At 40.0% G+C, this 22,652-nt stretch carries 13 protein-coding genes; 4 read left to right on the forward strand and 9 right to left on the reverse strand.

Annotated features, from left to right (window positions below; translation table 11 throughout):
- Positions 1-29: 29 nt before the first annotated feature.
- Positions 30-2,768, reverse strand: coding sequence for a T9SS type A sorting domain-containing protein (locus IPP86_11855; protein MBL0139208.1), 2,739 nt, complete (start codon positions 2,766-2,768; stop codon positions 30-32).
- Between the two features lie 493 nt (positions 2,769-3,261).
- Between IPP86_11855 and IPP86_11860 the strand changes: the two genes are divergently transcribed.
- The gene (locus IPP86_11860; GenBank protein ID MBL0139209.1) at positions 3,262-3,762 is read left to right on the forward strand and encodes an ORF6N domain-containing protein; all 501 of its coding nucleotides are present in this window, start codon (positions 3,262-3,264) and stop codon (positions 3,760-3,762) included.
- 168 nt (positions 3,763-3,930) lie between these two features.
- On the opposite strand, the gene IPP86_11865 is transcribed toward IPP86_11860, so the two are convergent.
- The gene (locus IPP86_11865; GenBank protein ID MBL0139210.1) at positions 3,931-5,343 is read right to left on the reverse strand and encodes a T9SS type A sorting domain-containing protein; all 1,413 of its coding nucleotides are present in this window, start codon (positions 5,341-5,343) and stop codon (positions 3,931-3,933) included.
- Positions 5,344-5,425: 82 nt separating this feature from the next.
- Positions 5,426-7,018, reverse strand: a complete 1,593-nt coding sequence (locus tag IPP86_11870; protein MBL0139211.1) for an aryl-sulfate sulfotransferase — start codon at positions 7,016-7,018, stop codon at positions 5,426-5,428.
- A 412-nt stretch (positions 7,019-7,430) separates the two neighbouring features.
- On the opposite strand from IPP86_11870, the gene IPP86_11875 reads away from it, so the two are divergent.
- Positions 7,431-8,753 (forward strand): T9SS type A sorting domain-containing protein, encoded by a 1,323-nt coding sequence (locus IPP86_11875; protein ID MBL0139212.1) that lies wholly within the window; start codon positions 7,431-7,433, stop codon positions 8,751-8,753.
- A gap of 168 nt (positions 8,754-8,921) precedes the next feature.
- Here the strand turns inward: IPP86_11875 and IPP86_11880 are convergent, their stop codons facing one another.
- The 4 genes from IPP86_11880 to IPP86_11895 all read right to left on the reverse strand — a co-directional run bounded on the left by IPP86_11880 (position 8,922) and on the right by IPP86_11895 (position 13,594).
- Positions 8,922-9,314 carry a DUF302 domain-containing protein gene (locus IPP86_11880; protein ID MBL0139213.1) on the reverse strand — a complete coding sequence of 131 codons (393 nt, stop codon included), beginning with the start codon at positions 9,312-9,314 and terminating at the stop codon, positions 8,922-8,924.
- A 170-nt stretch (positions 9,315-9,484) separates the two neighbouring features.
- Positions 9,485-10,306: a T9SS type A sorting domain-containing protein gene (locus IPP86_11885; GenBank protein ID MBL0139214.1), complete on the reverse strand. Its 822-nt coding sequence runs from the start codon at positions 10,304-10,306 to the stop codon at positions 9,485-9,487.
- Between the two features lie 360 nt (positions 10,307-10,666).
- Positions 10,667-11,812: an ATP-binding protein gene (locus IPP86_11890; protein MBL0139215.1), complete on the reverse strand. Its 1,146-nt coding sequence runs from the start codon at positions 11,810-11,812 to the stop codon at positions 10,667-10,669.
- Positions 11,813-12,013: 201 nt separating this feature from the next.
- On the reverse strand, positions 12,014-13,594 hold the full coding sequence (locus IPP86_11895) for a T9SS type A sorting domain-containing protein (protein ID MBL0139216.1): 1,581 nt from the start codon (positions 13,592-13,594) through the stop codon (positions 12,014-12,016).
- Positions 13,595-14,383: 789 nt separating this feature from the next.
- Between IPP86_11895 and IPP86_11900 the strand changes: the two genes are divergently transcribed.
- Positions 14,384-17,716 (forward strand): T9SS type A sorting domain-containing protein, encoded by a 3,333-nt coding sequence (locus IPP86_11900; GenBank protein ID MBL0139217.1) that lies wholly within the window; start codon positions 14,384-14,386, stop codon positions 17,714-17,716.
- Positions 17,717-17,827: 111 nt separating this feature from the next.
- Here IPP86_11900 and IPP86_11905 read toward each other — a convergent pair whose 3' ends face one another.
- On the reverse strand, positions 17,828-18,313 hold the full coding sequence (locus tag IPP86_11905) for a hypothetical protein (protein ID MBL0139218.1): 486 nt from the start codon (positions 18,311-18,313) through the stop codon (positions 17,828-17,830).
- Between the two features lie 165 nt (positions 18,314-18,478).
- Here IPP86_11905 and IPP86_11910 point away from each other — a divergent pair, with 165 nt between their 5' ends.
- Positions 18,479-19,003 carry a hypothetical protein gene (locus IPP86_11910; GenBank protein ID MBL0139219.1) on the forward strand — a complete coding sequence of 175 codons (525 nt, stop codon included), beginning with the start codon at positions 18,479-18,481 and terminating at the stop codon, positions 19,001-19,003.
- A gap of 129 nt (positions 19,004-19,132) precedes the next feature.
- On the opposite strand, the gene IPP86_11915 is transcribed toward IPP86_11910, so the two are convergent.
- Complete coding sequence (locus IPP86_11915; GenBank protein ID MBL0139220.1) at positions 19,133-22,435, reverse strand: T9SS type A sorting domain-containing protein; 3,303 nt, start codon at positions 22,433-22,435, stop codon at positions 19,133-19,135.
- Positions 22,436-22,652: the final 217 nt, after the last annotated feature.

Consider the following 22,652-nt stretch of genomic DNA (forward strand, 5'->3'; position numbering starts at 1 on the left):
CATTGGTGAAATTGAGTGCGATAAACTCATTATTGAATTACAAGATTAAGAGATTGCATTTTCCCTGAATCAGACAAGATTCTGATTGAATAGATGCCTTTTGATAATGAATTTAATTGCAATTCTCTTGTTGTTTCAGAATTTTGTAATTCAAATCTTTTTCTGAAAATTTCTTTTCCAATCATGTTATAAAAAGTGATGGTGTAATTCTTTTCAGTTGTTGATTTAAAATTGAAAATTATATTTTCGTTTGCAGGGTTTGGGTAGATCGAAGCAAAAGACTCACCATATACCATGTTAATGTTGTTTAATGAAAAATAGAAATTATCAGATTGTGTTGAACAACCTGCAGAATCAAAAACAACAACCATGTAATGGCCGGGCTGTGTAGGTGAAATAGTGGATAAGTTAGCTCCGGAGTTAAATAATTGACCATTATAATACCATTCGTAATTGAATCCAGTACTTGTGGTATTCAATGTGATTCCTGTCTGAGTTATTATTGGTCTTGTTGTATCACTGACAGATACTAGTATATCTGCTGATGCAATACACCCATTAGAGTCTGTAATTTGAAGCTGATAATTGATGGTTTGCAAAGTTGTAGAAATAGGATTAGGATCATTCGTTGAAGACAAGTTCGTTGAAGGGGACCATAGGAATGAATAAGGAGGAGTTCCACCAATCGCTGATGGGTTTCCACCTAATTGGATGCTTTGTGCAAAGCAAATATTAACTGAGGCTCCAGGGTTGGAGATTAATTCCTGTGGTTCTTGAATAGAAACTATTTCTTCACCCGGACAACCATTAGAATCGGTCACAATTACATTATAATTTCCTGCAGGAAGCATGAAGCTCCCTTCGCCGATATATGGCGGTGTGCCTCCGGTAGCCTGAACAATTAAATTACTTGAATCTCCATGACACAGAATTTCAGATGTTGAAATTACAAGGCTTGGGGAGCTCAGGACGGTCAAAGTAGTTTCAATCACAGAATCACAACCAAGTGCTGTTACTAGAACAGTTGAATAGACTCCTGCAACATTAGCAATAGTACTGTCAGGCAAATAGAAGTCCTGACCATCACAAATTGTTGCTTGTTGATAAACCTGAATAGGTGTTGTTATCTGGGTAATTGAAATCGTATCGGAAAACATACTACAGGAAATTGTAGAGACATCTCGTGGAAATTCAACTCCCTTGGTCACCAGTGCATAATAATTTCCGGGCTGTGTAATAATCAAATACTGACCGGAGCTTAGATATGTTCCATCCTGATACCATCTTACTGTAAGATCATATGAATAGTCTGAAATGGTAATTCTTCTGTTTCCCAGACATTGTGTTTCATCAAGTAGGGATGGCTTTCTTAAAATTGATTGGACCTGAAAGTAAGAAGTGTCGGTCCGATTTTGGTTGTCGGTAACAATGAGAGTATATAAAGTTGTGTCGCCAACTAAGATCTTAGGTTTTAAAACGGTATCAGAGGATAGTCCTGAATTGGGATACCAATGAAATTGATATGGTGTACAGCCACCGGAAACCTCTACCGATGGTTGAATGGAATCACCGGTACAAGCAGGCGAAATACTTCCCCAGGTAGGAGTAAAAATTTGTACTGCATTTGTATCGGAATAATAATATTCTTTTTCCCAATCTTCTTCTTCGGTCTCTCCATTAAATAAATCTCTGTTGTAAGTATATTTTTCTTTTGAAATATGTCCATTGGGATTAAAAAAGATAGAATCATGTGCTTCTATAATAGAGGGGATATTGTGAGTTTCACTGTAAAATGAATATCCCGTATACCGCCCATAGGAATCATAATTAGTAAACGTTTGCATTTGATGACTATAAACCCATCCCATACCTGAATAATATGTGGCTCCTGCTAAATACTCTATATTCGTTGTTTCCTGTAAAATGCCATTAATTCTTGAATAAATAATATTTATACCATCATCACCATGCTGTACAGTATCAATAGGAACGTGTGCAATATATTTTCTGATCACTTCATCCAATGTATCGTATTCCATAAATTCTTCAGAACCGGGAATGCCATTGTAATCTATCGGCCGCATTGTATAGATTCTGGCGCTCCAAACGCCATAATGTAATTGATAATATGCAGTATCAATCCTTACCCATGCAGATGATGTCGAATCCCATTTACTCAATTCCAATGTATTTCTTGTTGTGCCGGAATATGTATACACAAACCGTTTTTCAGGATTCCAAAGGGACCAATTTCCGGAATAAATAATTTTTGTATCAGGACCGGCTGTAGTGTAAGTTATTTCACTTTTATAATTATTAATCCATACAGATGTGTCTTTATTCGTCCATAACTCTAGTGTAAGACGGTCAAATGAATCGTATTGCCAGTTTCGCCATTGAGTAGAATCCCATGATGCGCCATTCCAACTTTTAATAACCTCATTTTCTAATTTACCAGATAAAGTATACGAACGGGTAATTGTTGTTTTATTTGTCCAGCCATTGATTGAGCCAATTCTTGTTAATATTTCTGAAATTAAACTATCGGAATTATAAATTGTATCTGTTTTCTCCCAGTAAGAAACTTGTCCATTCTGATCTGTCACATATCCTGAATCTCTGTTATAATGATACACTTCATTGGTAAAAGTCGTAGGGTTTTCGATTATTGGGTCATAATCATAATACGAAAAGATAATTACTGTGGAATCATTATTGCAAATCGATGATTGAGCTTGAGTTGGGTTAGAAAATAATCTAAAGCTCAAAATTATAAACGAAAAAATCGATATTAATTGATGTTTTCTCATGTTCTGCAAAATAAGAAAAAGTGCTTGTAAAATACTATGAACGGCACTGTGGAAAATACTGACCCAAAGATAATGTAATTTGGTTTGGTTTGATAAATAATCTAAAATTCTAATGGGAGTAGGGTTGTTTTGAATTTCAGCTTTTATAGGATGTTTCTAATATATTTCCTTAATCTCCCAAATAAATCTGAGCTTAATTCTAATAAGTGCAAATGTTGCTCTACATGATTTCTTTGACCTCTGGTTTTTAGAATAGAATTTATACTACATGCACTATGATTCTTTCCTATAAAAAATATTCAAGGTTTGAAGGAGATCAATGCATTTATTTCGCATATAATAAACTGATTTGATGCGTACTTATTTTGAACTGCTCTTGCAAATTCGGTTGAATCAATATTTTTGATTCATGAACAAGAAATCAAAACTGATGATCCCTGACGAGATTGTGATGAATAAAATTTACATCATACGGGATTTGAGAATCATGGTCGACCGGGATCTGGCGGAATTGTACGGAGTCGAGACAAAAAGGCTGAAAGAAGCTGTCAGACGCAATATGCAAAGATTTCCATCTGATTTTATGTTTGAAATGAATGAAGAAGAACTCCGGAATTGGAGGACGCAATTTGCGTCCTCCAATTCCGATGTTATGGGATTGCGGTATCATCCTTTTTGTTTTACAGAACAGGGTGTAACAATGTTGTCCTGTATTTTGAATAGCGAACGTGCAATCGCGGTAAATATCCAGGTCATCAGGATATTTACAAAAATGCGAGAACTTCTTTTAACAAACAAAGAAGTGCTGCTGCAATTGGAAATGCTGGAAAAACAAGTGCTGAAAAATAAAATAGATATTCAAACCATTTTCTCCGCCCTCAGACAATTGATCAATCCAGCTCCAAAACCAAGAAAACAAATGGGATTCAAGCCTGAAGAAACTAGCTGTTAACGAAAAAACGACTGATTGAGGGACGAGGGACGAGGGACGAGTGCACTAACACCTAACACCTAACACCTAACACCTAACACCTAACACCTAACACCTAACACCTAACACCTAACACCTAACACCTAACACCTAACACCTAACACCTAACACCTAACAACTAACTAACAACTAATAACCTGCGATTATCAACCTTTTTCGGTGAACCGAAATTTCCGAAACAAATTCTACAATATAAATTCCTGGTACTAATCCAGCGAAGTTTAATTCTCCGCTTATTCCGGCTTGCTCATAGGTTTGTAGAATTGACCCGCTCATTGAAAGTAACCTCAGGCATGAAATGGAAATATATTTTGATTCCCAATGCACTTTGTTCTTTGACGGATTCGGAAACAATAAAAATTGTGTTGAAGATTCGATTGCATCCGGTTCGGATAGGGAAGTAACAAGTCCATTAGCATTCGTCCGCACAAGGTATATATCTCCGTCATTGTTTGCCGTCATCTCTGTTTGTCCTGAGAGAATAAATCCTCCATCTGCCAAAGAAAGCACTGAACTCGTTTTATCTTCTCCATTTGTATTTCCACCATAATAGCTTGTCCACAACGATGCTCCGGTTGAATCCATTCGATACAATACCGCTTCGGAAGATGCTCCTGTGAATTTAGCTCCTCCAAAAATAAATCCATTGTCGCTCGTTGCGTCGAATGCAAATTTCGCTTCTGTATCATACAAGTAGAATGGATCATTATAAGTTTGTGTCCAAAGTGTATCCCAATTGTCATTGGTTCTCAAAACCCAGACATCATACCCATTGATCGTTCCCGACTTAGCGGAAATAATATATCCACCTTGTGCGAGATGATGTACACTATTGATATTTTCTACGGTTCCCTGCTTGTCGTAAATATGGCTGTTCAATAAAGTCCCGGCGGTGTCGTATTCCATCACAATTCCCTGGAATGTTCCGCTGAGAAAAGCGCCCGCGAGTAAATAGTTTCCGTCGTAATTTTGTTGGCAAAACTGAGCATAGGAATTCGCACTAGATCCAATTTGTACTGACCAAAGTGAATCTCCTGTTTCGGAAAATTTCATCATCGTCGCTTTGGCGTATCCGTTTACACTTAACCAGCCACAGGCCAGAAACGAACCGTCATCATTCTCGCTGATATCCCACATCCTGTCATTATTCGGTTTGCGTATCATCTTTGTCCAAAGAGTATCCCCGTTTGCATCCGTGCGCAAAATCCACCAGTCACTGTAATTCGGAGCCTGTGATGATAAAGAATAAGTTGTTGACGAAACCAAAAAACCGCCATCCCGTGTTTGTACTACAGCTGATGGAAAATCGTTGGATCCGGGACCTCCATAATTTTTGGTCCATAATGAATCACCGAGGGAATCTACTCTCATCAACACAATATTTGTGTAGGGAGTCGAATCAGATGTGGATATCCCTGCAATAATAAATCCACCATCACTGGTAGAACTGATGTATTGCCCGTCCTGGTAGCCATCGCCTCCCCACTTTTTCTCAAACGTAATTTGCGCGTTTGTAAAATGTACAAAAAGTGAGAGTAGCATTGTTGAAAGTACTCGAAGGCGAAACGTGTTAATGGTTGATCTCATTAGAAGTTGAAAGGAAGATATTTATAATTGAGTGATTTTATCTCTTTACAATTTTAACTACATGTATTTTCGTCCCGGAATGCATTTTGAGAAAATATAATCCGCATGCAAGATGTGAAAAATCTTGTTCTTCAAGATCATTTCCGCGATACAAAGTTTTTCCCAGGCTATTTATAAGTTCATAATCCAAATCAGGATAGAAATTCTTTGTGTGGATTTTATCTTCAAATGGGTTTGGGAAAATTTGTTGCTGATCGGAGAAGGATTGACCTATACCTACACCGGAAGTGTTGCAAGGATCTGCGATATTGGAAACAACAAATTCTTCCGAGCTGACATACCCGTCAGTTCCTTTTGGAACAAACACGGTATATGTACCGGTGTCAACAACCTGAATCATTTGTGAGGTTTCTCCTGTTGACCATTGATAAGACGCGTGTCCGGATCCTGCATCCAGAAAATACTGCTGATTGATTTCAGTACAAGTGATCACAGGTCTATGCAAATCCCATGGTAATGTTTCGTAATTGAAAGCCCTGTATGTTTGTAAAGTGTCATTGTACCTGATTTGAAAAACTGTATTGCCACCAGGGCTCACTACTTCAAAAGTAGTTACAAGCTGATCTACCATTCCATAATCTAATAGAGTATTGCCATTTGTCAATCGTTGCATATTACCTGTCGCTGAACTGAAAAGCCCGGTATCCGGACAATGGCTCCATACTAATGTCGCCTGCAGCAGATTTTCATCCAGTTGGTATTCTTTACCAGAGACAGAATGTCTGGGCTTCCCGTTATCAAGTAAAGTAATGTTGCCATTGGCCAATCTTCTGCAATCGTGCTGACCAATGAACATAGTTGTGTCGTTGGTGAAAGTAAAATCATTTAATTTTCCTCCCAATCTCCACAGGATATTTCCTGTGCTTTTGTCAATCTTGATAATTTCATTGAAATGCCGAATAGAGGCAAGGATGTTTCCATCTGTATCTAACGCGATGGAATTGAAATGTGTCCAGTCTACATTCGTAGGACTATTAAGCCGACTTGTATCAACCTCGGAAAAATTGAAGTAATTGATCGCATGCCATTCAAAAACAACATTCTTATTTGCATCTTGTTCCTGTATCACTCCGGATCTTACGGTCGCGGAACTGCTTCCGGCACTTCCGTTATTATTAAACCAATGATAGGAACTCAAATCCATGACGAGGTTTTCCCATCCCAAAAGTAAAAAATGACCATTGGGAAGAACCTGCATGTCATGACCATCCTGTATTATTCCATTTTTGCACCTCACAGAATCCACCACTGTGAAGCTGCTGTCCATCAGGTAAAATTTATTCTGATAGCTATAGGAAATAAATCGATTGTCCTGAATTTTAAAATCCCCCGTGTTGCCTCCGGATATAAATTCTTTGAAGTAAACGACATTGCCTCGCCCATCCAGAATCATGTGGGTCGCGTTTTGTGCAGGGCCTCCGGTTCCTGTCCGGATCGGAATCAGAAAATAATAGCCGCTGGAAGAAGAGTCCCATTGACTAATAGTGAAGTCCGGATAGGTCTGCGCAGTCACAGGTTGTCCGGATAGGTGCAAAAAGATTAGCAGAAAAAAGTATTTTGAGAGATTCATTTTAAAATTTTATAGTGATTGTCTTTGATGGTCTTTGTAAACTAAGGTTTACAGGCCTACCCTAAGAAATTATCCGGATCTTCATATTAATGAAAATGCAGCCTTGAATCAACCCCATTCCTGCATTTAGCGGATACTTTATAGGCGTAAAATAGGAAAAATTCACAGCCGTTCTGTTTTGAATTGTAAATGTGACTTGCTTTCTTATTTTTACAATATCGTTTAGGAATATCAATCAGGTTCGGATTTATTTTTAAAAAAAAATGGGACGAGGGACAATTGGGACGAGGGACGAAAACCCAATATCAACCCCTAACCACCAGCCACTAACCACTAAGCACTAAGCACCAACCACTAAGCACCAAGCACCAAGCACCAAGCACTAACCACTAAGCACTAACCACCAACCACCATGAAAAAACTCCTACACTTAATTGTCTTCTTCATTTTATTAATAGCAGGCACAGCAAGTGCTCAACAGAATGTTAATCTGCTCGTAAATCCCGGATGTGATGACGGCGCAACCACGGGTTGGGATGTGACTTCCATGATTGATGATGGTTGGGCCGTTGAAGCAACCGGCGGGACCGATGGTACACCTTGCTGGGTTAGCTCTTATTCGAATACAACCAAATCTCAGGTCGTTGATCTGATTGCTTTGGGATATACACCAAGCTATCTTGATCAGGAACCCATAATTCTATATGCTGAAAGTTACAAAGGTTTTTACGGTGGTTCATCAATGTCTGACGAGTATCAGTTGAATATTTATCTCATGGATGATAATAATGTCGTCTTGTATACATATCAAAGCGGAATACTGATTTGTGATTCGACATGGCAATCCCTGAAAGGTGTTATCAGGAGTTACGGAACAGGTGTTCGTAAAATAATGTATGAACACATCGGAAATTGCGCGAATTACTGGGCAGGAAATTATGGTGCTATGATCGATGATTCATATTTATCTATTGGTAACAATATCTATTATTCAAGCGGAAAAACACATTCATTGGCCGGTTGGACCATTGATGCAAATGGTGGTGATGGATGGATGGTGGATCCCAATGGATACTATATTACTTCCAATGCGACGGATACTAAGTCACAGATTATTGACCTGGTCGCGCAGGGTTATACTCCTATTGATCTGGACATGCAACCGGTAATCACCTTTGGCGAATTCGCTAAAGGCACACAGCCTGATTACGCGGATTATTACAATCAAACCGTCACATTATTGGATGCGAGCAGCAATGTACTCGCGACATCCACGCAGACTCCCACCTTGACGGATCAATGGCAGTGGGTGAGTGGGTCATTTTCGGGATACGGCACCGGTTTGCGTTATATCAAATACGAACATTCAGGAAGGGATGTAGAGGGCTTGGCCGGACATAGCGGTTCTATGATGGATTATATTCTTTTGGAAATTGGAGGCGCCACAACCGGGATCGACTCCCGTGACAATGAGAGTTTCAATTTCGCAATTTCTCCAAACCCATCCAATGGTAGTTTTACACTTTCACTGAAAAATCTGAGAAATAACGCTCCGGTTAAATTGACGATTTCTGATATAGAGGGACGAATAGTTTATGCCGAGCAGATTGAGAATAATTTGAATCAACTTTCGACTTCAACATATATGCTGAACCAGGTACTTAGCAAAGGTGTGTACATACTTTCCCTTGCAGATCAGACATCGGTGCAGTCAACAAAACTATTGATTCAATAAGGCGAATGCCATGTATAAAAAAAAGAGTCCCGGGCAAGTAGCCTGGGACTCTTTTTTTTTGACAATAGTAATATATTTTAAATGTTCAGCGCAATGCTTACTCAGTTTGTGTTCTGTTAGAGAAATTAATGGAGCCGACCACTCACACGTGATTCGATTCGGAATAAATTATCCAATGCCATTCAGCATTTTTGTCAATTTGTCCTGAACTTCCTGTGCCAGTAAAATTATCTCTTTATTGTTTACAGATCCCATGGCAGCCACCGGATTAATTGTCGCTATTTCAATTGCATGGTTTGTATTTTCCTTGATGGTAACATTGCAGGGGAGCATTGCACTGATATTCGGTTCGATTTGAAGTACCTTATCGGCGTATACCGGATTGCATGCTCCAAGAATTGTATGTGGAAGATAATCCTTGTCAAGCTTTTTTTTCATGATGGCCTTCAGATCGATTTCGGTCAGCACACCAAAACCTTCGTCCTGTAAACCTGCAATTACTTTTGCCTTGATATCCTCAAAATTTGCATTCGGAACTGATTTTATGTTGTAGTAGTTCATTTTATCATTGTTTTTATGAATACAAATGTACCTGCAACAAACTACACTTTGTGTGATATAAGTTCCAAAGAGATCTTAGATATGATGGTATGTACCCGAAATCTCTTCGAATGAATGATTTTGAAGATAAGAATGCTTGAGATATTAACAGCGCAAGGGTTGAATAAGTGTTATTCTTTAATCAATTTACCCTTCTTGAGGATTGCGCCTTCCTGTTTCAATTCATAAAAATAAATACTACTGCTTAAAAATTCTGTATTCAAAGAAGAAATAGTCGGTATAGTCTTATGAATTAGTTTATTCGAAAATGCATCATACAGTGTAAATTCTACATCTGAACTATTGTTGGATTTTAAATTAAGCGAAGTAGTGAATGGATTTGGGTACACATCATTCGCGAAAATATTCTCATATTCAGGGGTACCATTTACCGCATCGCAAATGAATAGTGAGAAAATTGCACCATTCCCTTGTCCCCACACAGCAATATCCGCTACCTGTAAGGATGAAATATTGCCGGTAATGGTTGTGCCCAGCCAGCCAGATACCGAACAACTTACACAACCGGTAATGTCACCGTCAACAGTTAAATCAGCAAGTGCATCACAACCGTTAGGATCACCTACAGATGGTATTGCATAATGAATTCCGTTGATAGCAAGCACTACAGATTCCTGACCTATGCCTGCATTGGAAATACCGCTGAAGTTTAGGGTCAGCGAATTTACAGGTGGGAAAAAATCGAATGTATACATTCCATTCGCACTGCCTGTTGTTGAGTTATAACCGACAAAATAGGGGAATGTATTTACACAATACGAAGTATTGTCATCAACATGACCGGTGGTTGTGACTGTGATATCCACTCCATTTACAACAGCTGTTCCAGCCAGATGTGTTACCTGGTTTGAACATTGTGAATTGGAATTGGTATAGCTGATTAATGAACAAAATGTTAGTACGTAAATTTTTAGTTGTAGTTTTAGCTTCATCAGAATTGATTTTAAAATTAAAATTAGTATGTGTATTTGAGAGTTCCGGCTAATAAAGATTGGCATTCAAAAAAATTTCAATGTGGGCGTACTCAGCAGCACCCTTTCAATAAAGGCAAACATACACAAATGGCACCTGTTATAGAATACGAAGATGTTGATTTTGCATTTTTATGTTTAATTTATTTTATTATGGGAAATCCTGAAAATCCAATATTACAGTTCTGTTTTTATAAAACAGCCAACTAATCACGCAAGAAGTTACAAATATTCATTTCCATTGATACAAAAAAAACACTAACAACTAACCTCTAACAACTAACAACTAACAACTAACAACTAACAACTAACAACTAACAACTAGCCCAGTGCCTCACCAAAATACTGCTTCCTGAACCAGATCTCAAAAGCAGGATCAGTGAATTCGTATTTCCCATTGTTTTCCTGAATCAGATCGTTGTTGATCAATGAGGCTTTGCTTTTTGTTACGTTATTGGGAGTACCCAGACGGTAATGTTCCATCACCGCGACGCTGGTAAGTTGTGTTTCACCTTTGGCTACGGCTTTGAGCAGATTGAGCTGACTGGTGGAAATGCTTTCGACTTCTTTTTGGTAGAGCGGCGAATTGGCATTCAATAATTCCTGTAATGCAGCCTGCGCTTCTTTCAAACTGCAGCTTTTGTGTGTGAGGTTCCAGGTGTAATGAGCCAGTTGCTGAACATACCAGGAATGATTTTTCATAATTTCCGGAATCCAGGAGGCAGTTTTTTCATCGATATTTTTTCCGGTGTTTTTAAATCCATTTGTGATAAAACGCAACCATTTGGCATGTTCGATTTTGGGAAGCAATAATATATCTCCGAAACGATAAAAGGGCTTGGCCGGGTTGTTGAAAATATCCGTCATCATATGTCTTTTGCTTCCATACAAACAATAGGTGACCAGTTTCTGTCGCTGCCATACCGCCCGCATTTGCTTTTCAAATTCTTCGTAACCGGGGTAGGAGGCCAGGTTTTGGAATTCATCCAGACAAATAATCATCCGGATTCCTTTTTTACGGGCTATTGTTTCAGGCAATTGCAGTACTTCTTCGCTGTATTTGCGTAATTCTTTCCAGTCAAAACTAATGCTGAAATCCGTGTTCGGATCTATTCCCAAACTAAGTTTCGGGATCAGCTGTCTGAAAAATTCTTTTCCGCTTAGCATCCATTCCTGCCATTTTCCGGAAGAAGCCTTGATGACTTCCTTCGCGAATTGTTCAAGGAACTCTTCCTTGCTGCCGACTGAGAACAGGTCAATCACCACTGTTTTGTGCTTTTTTTCTTTCGCGTTGATCTCCCGGATCACTTTTTCTACCAACGAGGATTTTCCCCACCTGCGCGGCGAAATGATCGTGGTGTTGATTCCGTTCAACAGATTGCTTTTGAGTTTTTGAACATCCTTTTCACGATTGGTGAATGCGTGACTGCTAACGGTTGTTCCGTAAACGAAAGGAGAATCTTTCATGTGAGTGTGTGTGGATTTAAATTATACCAAATGGTATTATACCCAAAGGTATAAAATATTTTCCAGAGTTACAAATTGATGCTGAGCTAAATGGGTGATTACCGGTACAGGTTTGATCCTGGCAGGATTGTATCCGCCAAAATCATAAAAGAAAAAAAAGGAACCTGTTTGGGGTTCCTTTTTTCTTTTGTAAATTTAATCTTACCGGTCGGTTTTCACAAGACGGATAGTTTGCCTTCCTGAATTACTGTTTAGATTCAGGTAATAAATTCCGGGAGCGAGATTTCTACCGAATTTGAAATCACCGGAAATTTGGGCATACTGAGCGATGACTCTTCCGCTGAGATCTATCAAAACTGCATCAGTAATAACCTGGTCAGATTCGAAACGCAAGGTGAATTCATCCGTGCTTGGGTTGGGATAGGCGATAGCAGGAGGGAAGGAATTGTTTTCCGCACGCAGACGCAGGCCTCCACCCGGTTGAGAGAATTTTTCGAGTACCATATCCACCGTTGCTGAAGCTTCACTGATTCCGCAATACACATTGCCACCGGCTGAAACATAAATACTGTTTACGAAATTAGCTCCGGTGAATGAACTTCCGGCTTCAATCCACCGGAGATCACCTGTCATTCCATCTACTTTTGTTATTGCCCAACGATAGACACCCGGTCCTGCACCATAGTTTCCGTAACCGCCAAAATAAATATTACCATAGGAATCAGTTGTGCAATTGTTGGAATATTCATAAAGTTCCGGGTTCGATAATGTAGGGTCATTGGGATAAACGTAAAATAGTTTTACACCGGTAGAACGGTTGAGCTTAGTGACAAACATTCTTTGTGCTTCATGGATATCATCATGGTATGATTTGTCGCCGATCAGAACAGGATTTTGAAATGCATCAAAAATAAAATCATCCACTCCTCCCCATTCTGCACCACCTGTAGTTACAATGTACTGTTTCCACTGGAATGTACCGGCAGGGTTAAATTTTACTACTGTTTGGTTTTGTCCTCCAGATCCAAAGGCGTCAACTTCACCGCAGGAATAAATATTTCCTCCGGCGTCAATTCTTAAAATCTGAGAGGAGTTCCAGGGGTAGTTATCAGGACCTGCATAACGAATGCTTAATACCGGAGAAGGAGATGAAGCGTTGAATTTTACAATATACATTTGTTCCTGGTACGAAGCATCTTCGGTACTTCCTCCAACATAGGTATTCCCGGCATTGTCAATGGTGAAAGCACGGCCATTATATCCGTTGCCTTCTGTTCGTGTCCAGACAGTTCCTCCGTCACTTGCGCGATAACAGCGTACGAAGAAACCTGTAGTCGCTTGTCCACCGGTATAGACACGGTTTCCTTTTACTTCCAGTCCGGCCGGACTTTCAGCAATTGTTTTTGTCCATTTTAGGTGAGCGTCTGCTCCAAATTTTAAAAGAGTATATCCGCTTATTGAATAACAAATCATGTACGTATTGAAAGAAGCGTCACGTTTGATCCACCGGATCGTGCCGGGAATTGAACTTGGTGAAATACGTGACCATTGCAAGTTTCCGTTGGTTCGATACTTGCGAATGATCAATTTATTATCCGTGCCTACCTGGGTAGTGCCCGCGATGTGAATAAAATTAGAGCCTTCGGGGCTGACAAGTAAAGCCCCATCGATACTTCCTCCATCATAAGACCTGCTCCATTCATACATAACCTGTGCCTGTGCCGATTGCAAATAGAATAAAGCAATAAAGGCAACGATCAGATAACTAATCTTGTTTTTCATGTGATTGAGATTAATAAATTTTGTTTGAAATTTTAAAATCAACCCTAAATTACATTGGGATTCACCGAATTGTTCAGTTTGGACTTAAATAAATACAAAAAATTATAGAAAAATTTATTAGAAAATTAAATCTTACTGACGAAGATCATTTTTATATTCGATATGATTTCAGAAATTATCGCCATTCATAAAAGTGATTCCAATTTGCAATCCGGACGACATCAACTATTCCCAACTTTTGCATCAAGACCTTGGGTTGTCTGTATTGACCTCAATTAGTGCCAGGTTCAAGCTTCTCGGAAATTCTTATCTTTTGGATTTGGACTGGAATTACTTGTCGAAAATTCTACATTTCGAATTTAATATAAGTTGAAAGCAGCAAACTTTTGCTTAGACTTTGTAAGAAATGTTCTGATATTTTTTGCTTCCCGGATTGAATTTTGTTTTTTAAGCCCTTCTAATTTTCTTTTTTTGAGAAATACTACTCATTTAATTTTATTAACCAATTTCTAGTTTTCGGAAATGCGATTAAAAGCATTCATACTGGTGAATGAAGTGCTTTTTTATTGATTTAGGCTATATTTTATTTGAATACAGCGGTTTAAATTTTATTTCCGATGAAGGTTTCTCTGAATTGTTAACTGTAAGATTTTCCAAATTTATGTATAACAAGTAGTAGCAAACATTGTAGAAGAAGAAATCAAATTATCAGAAAACCGGCCTTAGGCTCTTTCTGAAGGGAAATGAACAAAATTCTTCAAGTGATTAATTAGTGAATATTCATCAAATATGAACCCCAGACGTTCAAAACCAGCGAGCAGGTTAAAGCTTTCCGGAAGAACCCGGATGCGAACACGCTTTCGTCAAATTAAAATTGTTGCAGGAAGTATGATTGTAGCCATGTTTATCGGGCTCACAATTTATTTTAACCTTGACAATTCTACGGTGAGCTATGCAGCTGCTTCTGGTGAATATCGTTCGGTGGGTTCAGGAAACTGGAACCTTATCACCACCTGGCAAAAATACAATGGTTCTTCCTGGATTGCAGCAGTTGCAGTTCCGGACAGTTCAGCCAATATCATTACTATTCAAAGCGGACATAATGTAACCATCACAGCAAATCAGAAAGCTGACCAACTGGTAGTGAGTTCCGGTGGTACACTAACATTAAACAGTGGCGTGACGTTAACTGTGAGTAATGGTACGGGTACAGATATGACTGTAAATGGAACTTTTGTGAATGCAGGAACCGTAACCATAAGGACAGGCTCTGCGATAAATTTCAGCAGCACCGGAAAATATCAGCATAATTTTACAGCAACTGCGGGTACTATCCCGACTGCAACCTGGTCCTCTGGATCAACTTGCGAAATCATAGGATATACGTCCAATCCTACCGCACCTTCTGGGATTCAAGCTTTTTCAAATTTCACATGGAATTGCCCTTCACAATCAAATGATATCCGATTGGGGGGAGCACTTACAACTATCAGTTCAAATTTCAATGTGATCTCCACCGGTTCAAAATCGCTTCAACTTGCCGCCGCAAACAGTACACTTAGTGTTGGTGGTGGTCTCACAATTTCAGGAGGTTCATTGATTTGTCAGATTCAGGACAATACAACGTATTCATTAACTGTTGCAGGAAATTTTTCTCAAAGCGCCGGAACATTTAATCTGCTTAATTCAAAAAATTGTACAGGCGCATTAAATGTTAGCGGTAATTATACTTTATCAGCAGGGACTTTCATTTTTACAGACAAGGACAACAACACAATCAACTCGACAATTTCTGGAAATTTCAGTCAAACAGGAGGAACAAATAGCTGTATGCTCGGTAAATCAGAACGGACAAATTTGACGGTGAATGGAAATTTCGCATTCAGTTCCGGGACATTTGCAATGGGCAACGACAATTCTGATACGGCAATTGTAAACCTGAAAGGAAATTATTCACATACCGGAGGCACTCTGAGTATGAACGGTAGTAATTCTTATGCGCAAATGATTTTCAGTAAGTCCGGCAGGCAGACATTTACTGCTTCAGGAAATACTGTCAGTGGAAGTGTTGATTTTTATGTAAACAGTGGATCAACACTGAGCCTGAGCACAAATATTTTAACTGGCCGTAACTTCACTTTACAATCGGGTGGAGCACTTGAATTGGGATCTGCGGATGGCATTAGTTCTTCGGGATCAACCGGAAATATTCAGGTCAGTGGTACCCGTACATTCAGTACAACCGGAGATTACACTTACAATGGAAGCGCTACTCAGGTTACCGGAAGTGGTTTACCTTCCGGAGTTCGGAATCTTACCCTGAACAACAGCACCGGATTGACATTAAGTGCAGGTACTACTGTAAGTGGAACTCTTACTCTCACATCAGGTAAAATTACAACCGGCAGTTATGAGCTTGCTGTATCAAATACTGCAACAGGTTCCATCGTTTCTTCCTCATCGAATTACATCATCGGCAATCTCCGACGTTCTGTTTCTTCAAGTGGTACTTACACTTTTCCGCTTGGTACTTCGTCGAAATATGAAAGAGCAACACTTGCTTTAAGCAGTATCGCCGGATTTACTTCCGTATTAGGTTCATTCACAAATGCCGATCCGCTCGATCCTTCCAATCCTCTTTCTTCTATTGAGGTTAGCGGAGTGGATATGACTGATTTGCTCGATTACGGATACTGGACGCTGACACCAAATGGTACTTTGTCATCCGGAACCTTTACAGTTACAATGGCAGAGACCGGTTACTCAAATTCTCTCACCGACGGAAGTCTTATCAGTTTATTGCAAAGAGATAATGCATCTTCTGCATGGGCATCAACCGGAACTCATAGTGACAATACACAAAGCCTTTCAGCGGGAACAGTGACGGCGGCGAGAAGTTCAATGAATACATTCGGACAATATGCAATTGCATTTGGTGATTTCCCTTCATTCAGTTCGTCCTCTCTCTACAGTGGAACTGATGGACAAATTGGCGCTATCTATATCTTCCCGAATGTGACCAGGGGAGTTGATGCCTGGGTGGAAATCATGGATATACAGGGCGGTGCCACGCTTGACAATATTGATGACCAGAGTACAGGATATACGGTTTGTTTCCAGCCATTCATTAATTATGCAGTGAATGCTGAAGGATATTTTGAATGGAAAATCTCATTTAAAAAGGCCGGAACCCCTACAGATACTACTCTGCGAAAACTGACAGCTACAGGAGTCGACGTGGATGGCGGAACTTCCGGAGGAAAACAGATTCGTGAGTATATTGAAGCAACCATGCCAACCAGTTATAGTCTGGATGCAGCTTCTACATTGACAATTACAAATAATAATGGCCGGTACCGAGCCCTCGGAGGAACAGGTACATTTTCCAATATTGATACTGTTAACCACACTGCCATGTATGAATTGTATTATACCAATGTTCATACAATTTATTATCGAACCGGTAGTATCAGTACCTACAGTTCAATTCAAACAAGACAAACTTCACTTTATTTCAAATCCTTCAATCTTTCCGTAAAGAACATTGCCTTGCCGATCGAGTTGATGTATTTCAAGGCAAGTTACAAGGATAAAGCGGTGAACCTGAATTGGGCAACTGCTTCTGAAGTAAATAACGATTACTTCACTGTTGAACGATCATCGGATGGTATAAATTTTGAACCGATACAAATGATCAGAGGAGCAGGCAACAGTACTTCCGTTCGGAATTATTCCTGGACAGATTCTGATCCATTGGAAGGGTATTCATTCTATCGTTTGAAGCAAACCGACTATGACGGGCATTATACGTATAGCGATGTTGAAACGATAAAATCAAAAGGAGGAAGTAGTCTGGAAGAGGCATTTGAAATCAAATCTATTTTCCCGAATCCTTTTTCTGATCACATCAATGTCGATTTCCTGACACAACAGGGTGGTGAGGCGGAAATTACTTTGTTGAGTGAAACAGGAAGTATTGTCGCGTCCACAAAAAGGGAAGTGCATGATGGATACAACAATGGCGGAATCGATAATCTTGGTAACCTGCCGAAAGGTACTTATATCCTGACGCTGTTCTTCGATGAATACAAAGTGAGCAAGAAAGTTGTGAAGTATGAGTAATGGCTTCACAGGCTTCCGGACAATTTGAGTATTTGTTGATTGCTTCAGCCGGTTAAAGCTTCATCACTTTTTTCCAATAATTTTCGCCGGATTTTTCAAAGCGGAACAAATTCAATCATGGTGACTGCTTGGATAGGTCGATAAATCGGTCGCTGTATTTTCACATACTTTTTTACCAAGTGAATTCAATACAGATATTTTTCCATTAAAAAAATCTGAGAGGTGAATGGGTCCGGCTGTTGGATTTGGATACAGACCAATCGATGAATTGGATTTCGGGACATCTATTCCTGTTTCAAACCCTGAACAATCATAAATTTTTACATCATCAATAATTCCTTCAAAGGAATTCCAATTTGCATTCACAGAGTTTGCCCCATTTAAAAGCTGATTGATGTAGATAGCCGGTGTAAACATGGCTGTGCTCACGTTGTCAACTATTCCGTTCACATATTTTGCTGCAGTAGCATGAGATTGTGTTGCCATCAGATAGGTCCACTGATTGAGAGGAATTGGATTGTGCGCTATCAATTCGGTGATGTTAGTACCGTCGTGCTTAACCAGTCCGGGATTTCCGTTCGGAGTCAGACAAAGCAAAAAGGAAGCATCTGAATCCCGGCAAAAAAATCTCGAACCTATAGGCCTGAATGTTATTTTATTTATATTTGAATCGTTCTGTATTGTGATTTCGATTCCTTTGGTATGTGTTTATTCTGCACATCAGAACATTAGAATATTTTAAAACTTTAAACTATCTATATTATGGCAGCAACAGCAATTTCATTGGTTTTCCCATTACAAAACCCTCAGGCCAATTGCGCGGCTATGGCGCAAACATGGTTGCACATGAGTTTGTCAAACAAAGCTCCGGTGACTCAGCCGCATCTCATCACTTCTGTGAGAAATATGACACAGACCAGGGATGCACGGAATCTGGGTGGACCATCCATGTCAAGTCTTGCAGGAAATAATTTTACAAGTACTCCTCCGATTATTTTGCAAAACACGCCCTATAACCAGTGCTTCAGTACCTTGATGAATCAAAATAAGACTTATCCGGGTTATTACATCACAATAAAATTTAATGGCGGACAACATGCCATGGCTGCATGGCTTTCTCCATATTTTTCATTTTTACTTGAGCCGGATTCAGGATTGTGGAATTTCACAAATAATTTCAGCGGAGCCGAATCACTTGCAGGATTGATGGACAAAATGAAACTCGGTAGAGTTTGTCCGGAATTTAAAATCTATTCTGTTGTACATGCCAGATCCTGGGGAAAATAATCCCCGGAGAAGTGCTACACAAATTTTGCCTGATGAATTTATTTTATTCTAAATTCATCAGGCATATTTTTTAAACAAAGATTTATAAATCTATTCCTGACTGAGTAGGAGTAGTAATTGCAAATTGAATTACTTAATAATTTTCCTGCAGACACTCTGTGTGCCATCACTTATTCGCAATAAATAAATTCCCGTAGAGAGATCTGAAGCTGAAAGCTGAATGCGAATATTGGGCTTGATACTTTTTCGCAAAATACATTCACCGGTTACAGTATGAAGGGTTAAAACACCTTCGTGTTTCCCGGAGCTTTTCCACAATACGGTATAATCTGAATGGACAGGGTTGGGAAAAACATCCAGCTCTTCAGTTGAAGAATTCAGGTCCGGTACTTTTACTCCCGGCATTGACAGAATTTGAATATTGTCAAGGAAAAGTTCGCAACGACCAATACTGTTGATTTCAAATCCAATCTGAAAAGGTGACTGTGATGCTATCGCATACAATGAAACAGTATCTGTTGTCCAGGATGACGAATCAAAACTGACACTATAGTTTGTATAAACGCTGTCAGTCTTGAGCTCAAGACCGCCACGGCTGAAAAAATAATGTTTCGTAATCCCGCAATCATAAGAATAAAAAAGCTTGAAGGTGTCTGCTTCAGCGGGAATGTAATCATAAGCGTAAAGTCTGTCGTATTGAAGAACCGGATCAGGAACGCCTGACAAATCAATCACCGGAGAGATGAAAAAATCCTGTTGTATACCGTTATTAACCCATGAACCATAGCTTATGGAATAATTGGATTGCTGGTATCCGGAATAAAATCTGTTCTGTCCAAAATTTGTTCCGATATGAAAATGATTCCAGTTCCATCCGGCAGGAGGGAAGACGCTTCCTTCAAAACCTTCCATGAATGGAGCGGAAAGGGTGGGAGGAGTGTTTACGATTACTGTAGCTGTCTTCGTCAGACTATCGCTTCCATTGGAGCCGCTCATCCTGAGACTCACATCATACGTACCCGGAGTGGTATACATCACTGCAGGAAAAGCCAGACTGGATTGAGGAGGAGTACCACCGGGAAATGACCATTGATAGGTTGTCGCGAAACCGGGGCCGGCATTCAAACTGTTGTCGTAAAAATGGATGCTGTCGCCCGGACAAACAGTTGTTTTATCCTGCATAAAATCTGTGACCAGACTTTGACCGGAAACAAAGAAACCGCTTTCCCACACACCTCTGCCAAGAGTAGAAACTCTAACAATACCTACATCAGGCATTGCTTTGATTCCTGTAACAGGTGCACCCGGGAAGCCGTTCGTGAAGGGTTGCCAGTTACTCAAAGTATTGTCACGGTAATAAATCATCCCGCCAATTGTCAGAAAGATTCCATCATTCGTAGTATTCAAACATTCCATGTTGATAGTGGATGAATTGAAATTCACATCATAACCAGGTAATTCTTGCCATGTATTGCCTGTATCGTTGCTGAACCAGATGGAATAATGGTTCTGATCATTTTGAACAGACCACACTTTATTGATTTCATCCGGATCCACTGCATAAACAGGTTTGCTGATCGGAGTCCAGCTTAGCCCTTCATTGTGTGTACGTGCAAATCTGGTGAAGATTGTATTTGTATCGTGAGGGGCAACAAATAAAAATCCTCCGGCACTTGAGTTGACGAAACCGGAAATCGGGTGCAGGGAGTCCCCGCCGTCGGTGCTTTTCCAAACATTGCGAACCGCTACATACAACGAATTTGGATTGATCGGATTGAATCGCACCGGGTAACCGGTGCTCATACTGTATGTATTTTCATTCAAGCCGACAAAATAATTTCCAAGATCATAGCTGGCTCCACCATCAAAAGTGCGCCAGTAACCGTATTGGTTTTTTCCATAAAAATTATCCGGGTTACCGGGATTGATGGAGACATCAAATCCATCTCCCGCAAAAGTATTTTTCCAGCCGTTGCCTTTATGGACAAGAATTGAATTGTCCCAGGCTCCACAAAGGAAGATGGAAGTATCCTGAGGGGAGCAGTCGAGTGAAACAAACTGCGAAACATCCAGACCGGTGGTTTTATCGGTATAGCTCACTCCGGCATCTTCGCTTTTGTAGATGCCACCGTCATTACCATCCCAGAACGATCCGCTTGTTGTAAATGCAAGATAGCGGTGATCCGGATGAACAAAGGGAAGTACTGATGTTGAATCGTAAGAGTAAGTACATGCAAATTCCCAGGTGAGGCCACCGTCAGTGGATCTGGACAACATTTCACCGCCCATCATCAATAGATCTTTATTTTGAGGATGAACGGCAATCATCGGATTTACAAAGTAGCAATTCGTATTTGTCGAAACCGGTTCTTCGGTAAATGTATTCCCGCCATCGAGTGAAACCACCACGCCACCATTCGATGTTGCCTGATAGGATATGTAGATACAGTTGGAATCCGCGGGGGTGACAGCCATACTGAAGAGTCCGCCCGGATGTGTAATAGTAGTTACCGAATCAAATGTCAACCCTCCATCCATGGAACGTAAGAACACATTTCCGCTCACAGAATAAAGCACATCCGCATTTCCGGGTTTGATGGCCCAGGGGATAGTGGTATTCATGAACTGCCATGTCGCTCCTTCATCGGTAGATTTGTACAAACCAAGGTTGTTCAGCGTGAGATACACCGTGGAAGGTTGTGACGCATCGACGAAAATGTTTCCGGTATAAGCCTCCGATCCATAGATGAGGTTCCATGTACTTCCTGTATCAATGGATTTATACAAATTTCCTCTTCCCAGTAAGTACCAGATAGCAGGGTTAAGGGGATGGCATTTTACGTCTCTTAATCCACCGCCCGGACCACTCAGGATCTCCCAGTGCTGACCATCATCCAGGGATCGCCAGGTACCGACACCGGATCCTCCGGTGAAAATGATATTCGTATCCGGCGGGCTGATTCCAAAAGGAAAAACCCTTCCAATCCCTTTACCCGCTCCTGTTACACCGGAAAGTGAAGGTTGTGAGTCAAAAGGGCCCCGGGCTTTCCAGCTGCCCTGGATCTGCGCGTTGTTATTTCCGACCTGAATACTGCGTTCAGTGGCGAAAGCAGGATTCATCGATTCCGATGGCTTTGGATTTCCCTGCAGATCGTAATTGTCTTTTGAGAAAAATTGCCAATGCCGGAAGTGATCTTCGCCTTCTTCTTTTAGTTCCGATATTTTTTCGAGTTTTTCTTTTCCGAAAATTCGGGAGACCAGAGAACCCTTTCCGATCCGGATCATACTGTCTTTCCACTGCTCATAAGATTTCACCACATCAAAATAATTTGATGCCGGATCATTCATCAGCTTAACCCAACGTGGTGATTGTGCCGTTGATGAAATGGCAAAGAGGGAAAAGAGGAAAAGGATCAGAGAGTATGGCTTCATTAATCAAAAGAACGAAATTGCGTCCATTATTCCGTGTGTCTGAGTTAATTCTTTTGGGTATTTTGATCAATGGGGTCAAATCATAGGTGAAGTGGGAAAATTGATTTGCGATTAAAAACAGAAAGCATTTTTTTAAATTGAACGATGAGAATTGCTGCTCTCAGGAACATGACCAGATATTGGTTCAACTTAATCTACAAATAAGGACGCATTATTA

This window comes from Bacteroidota bacterium (assembly GCA_016720935.1).
Lineage (GTDB): Bacteria > Bacteroidota > Bacteroidia > AKYH767-A > 2013-40CM-41-45 > JADKJP01.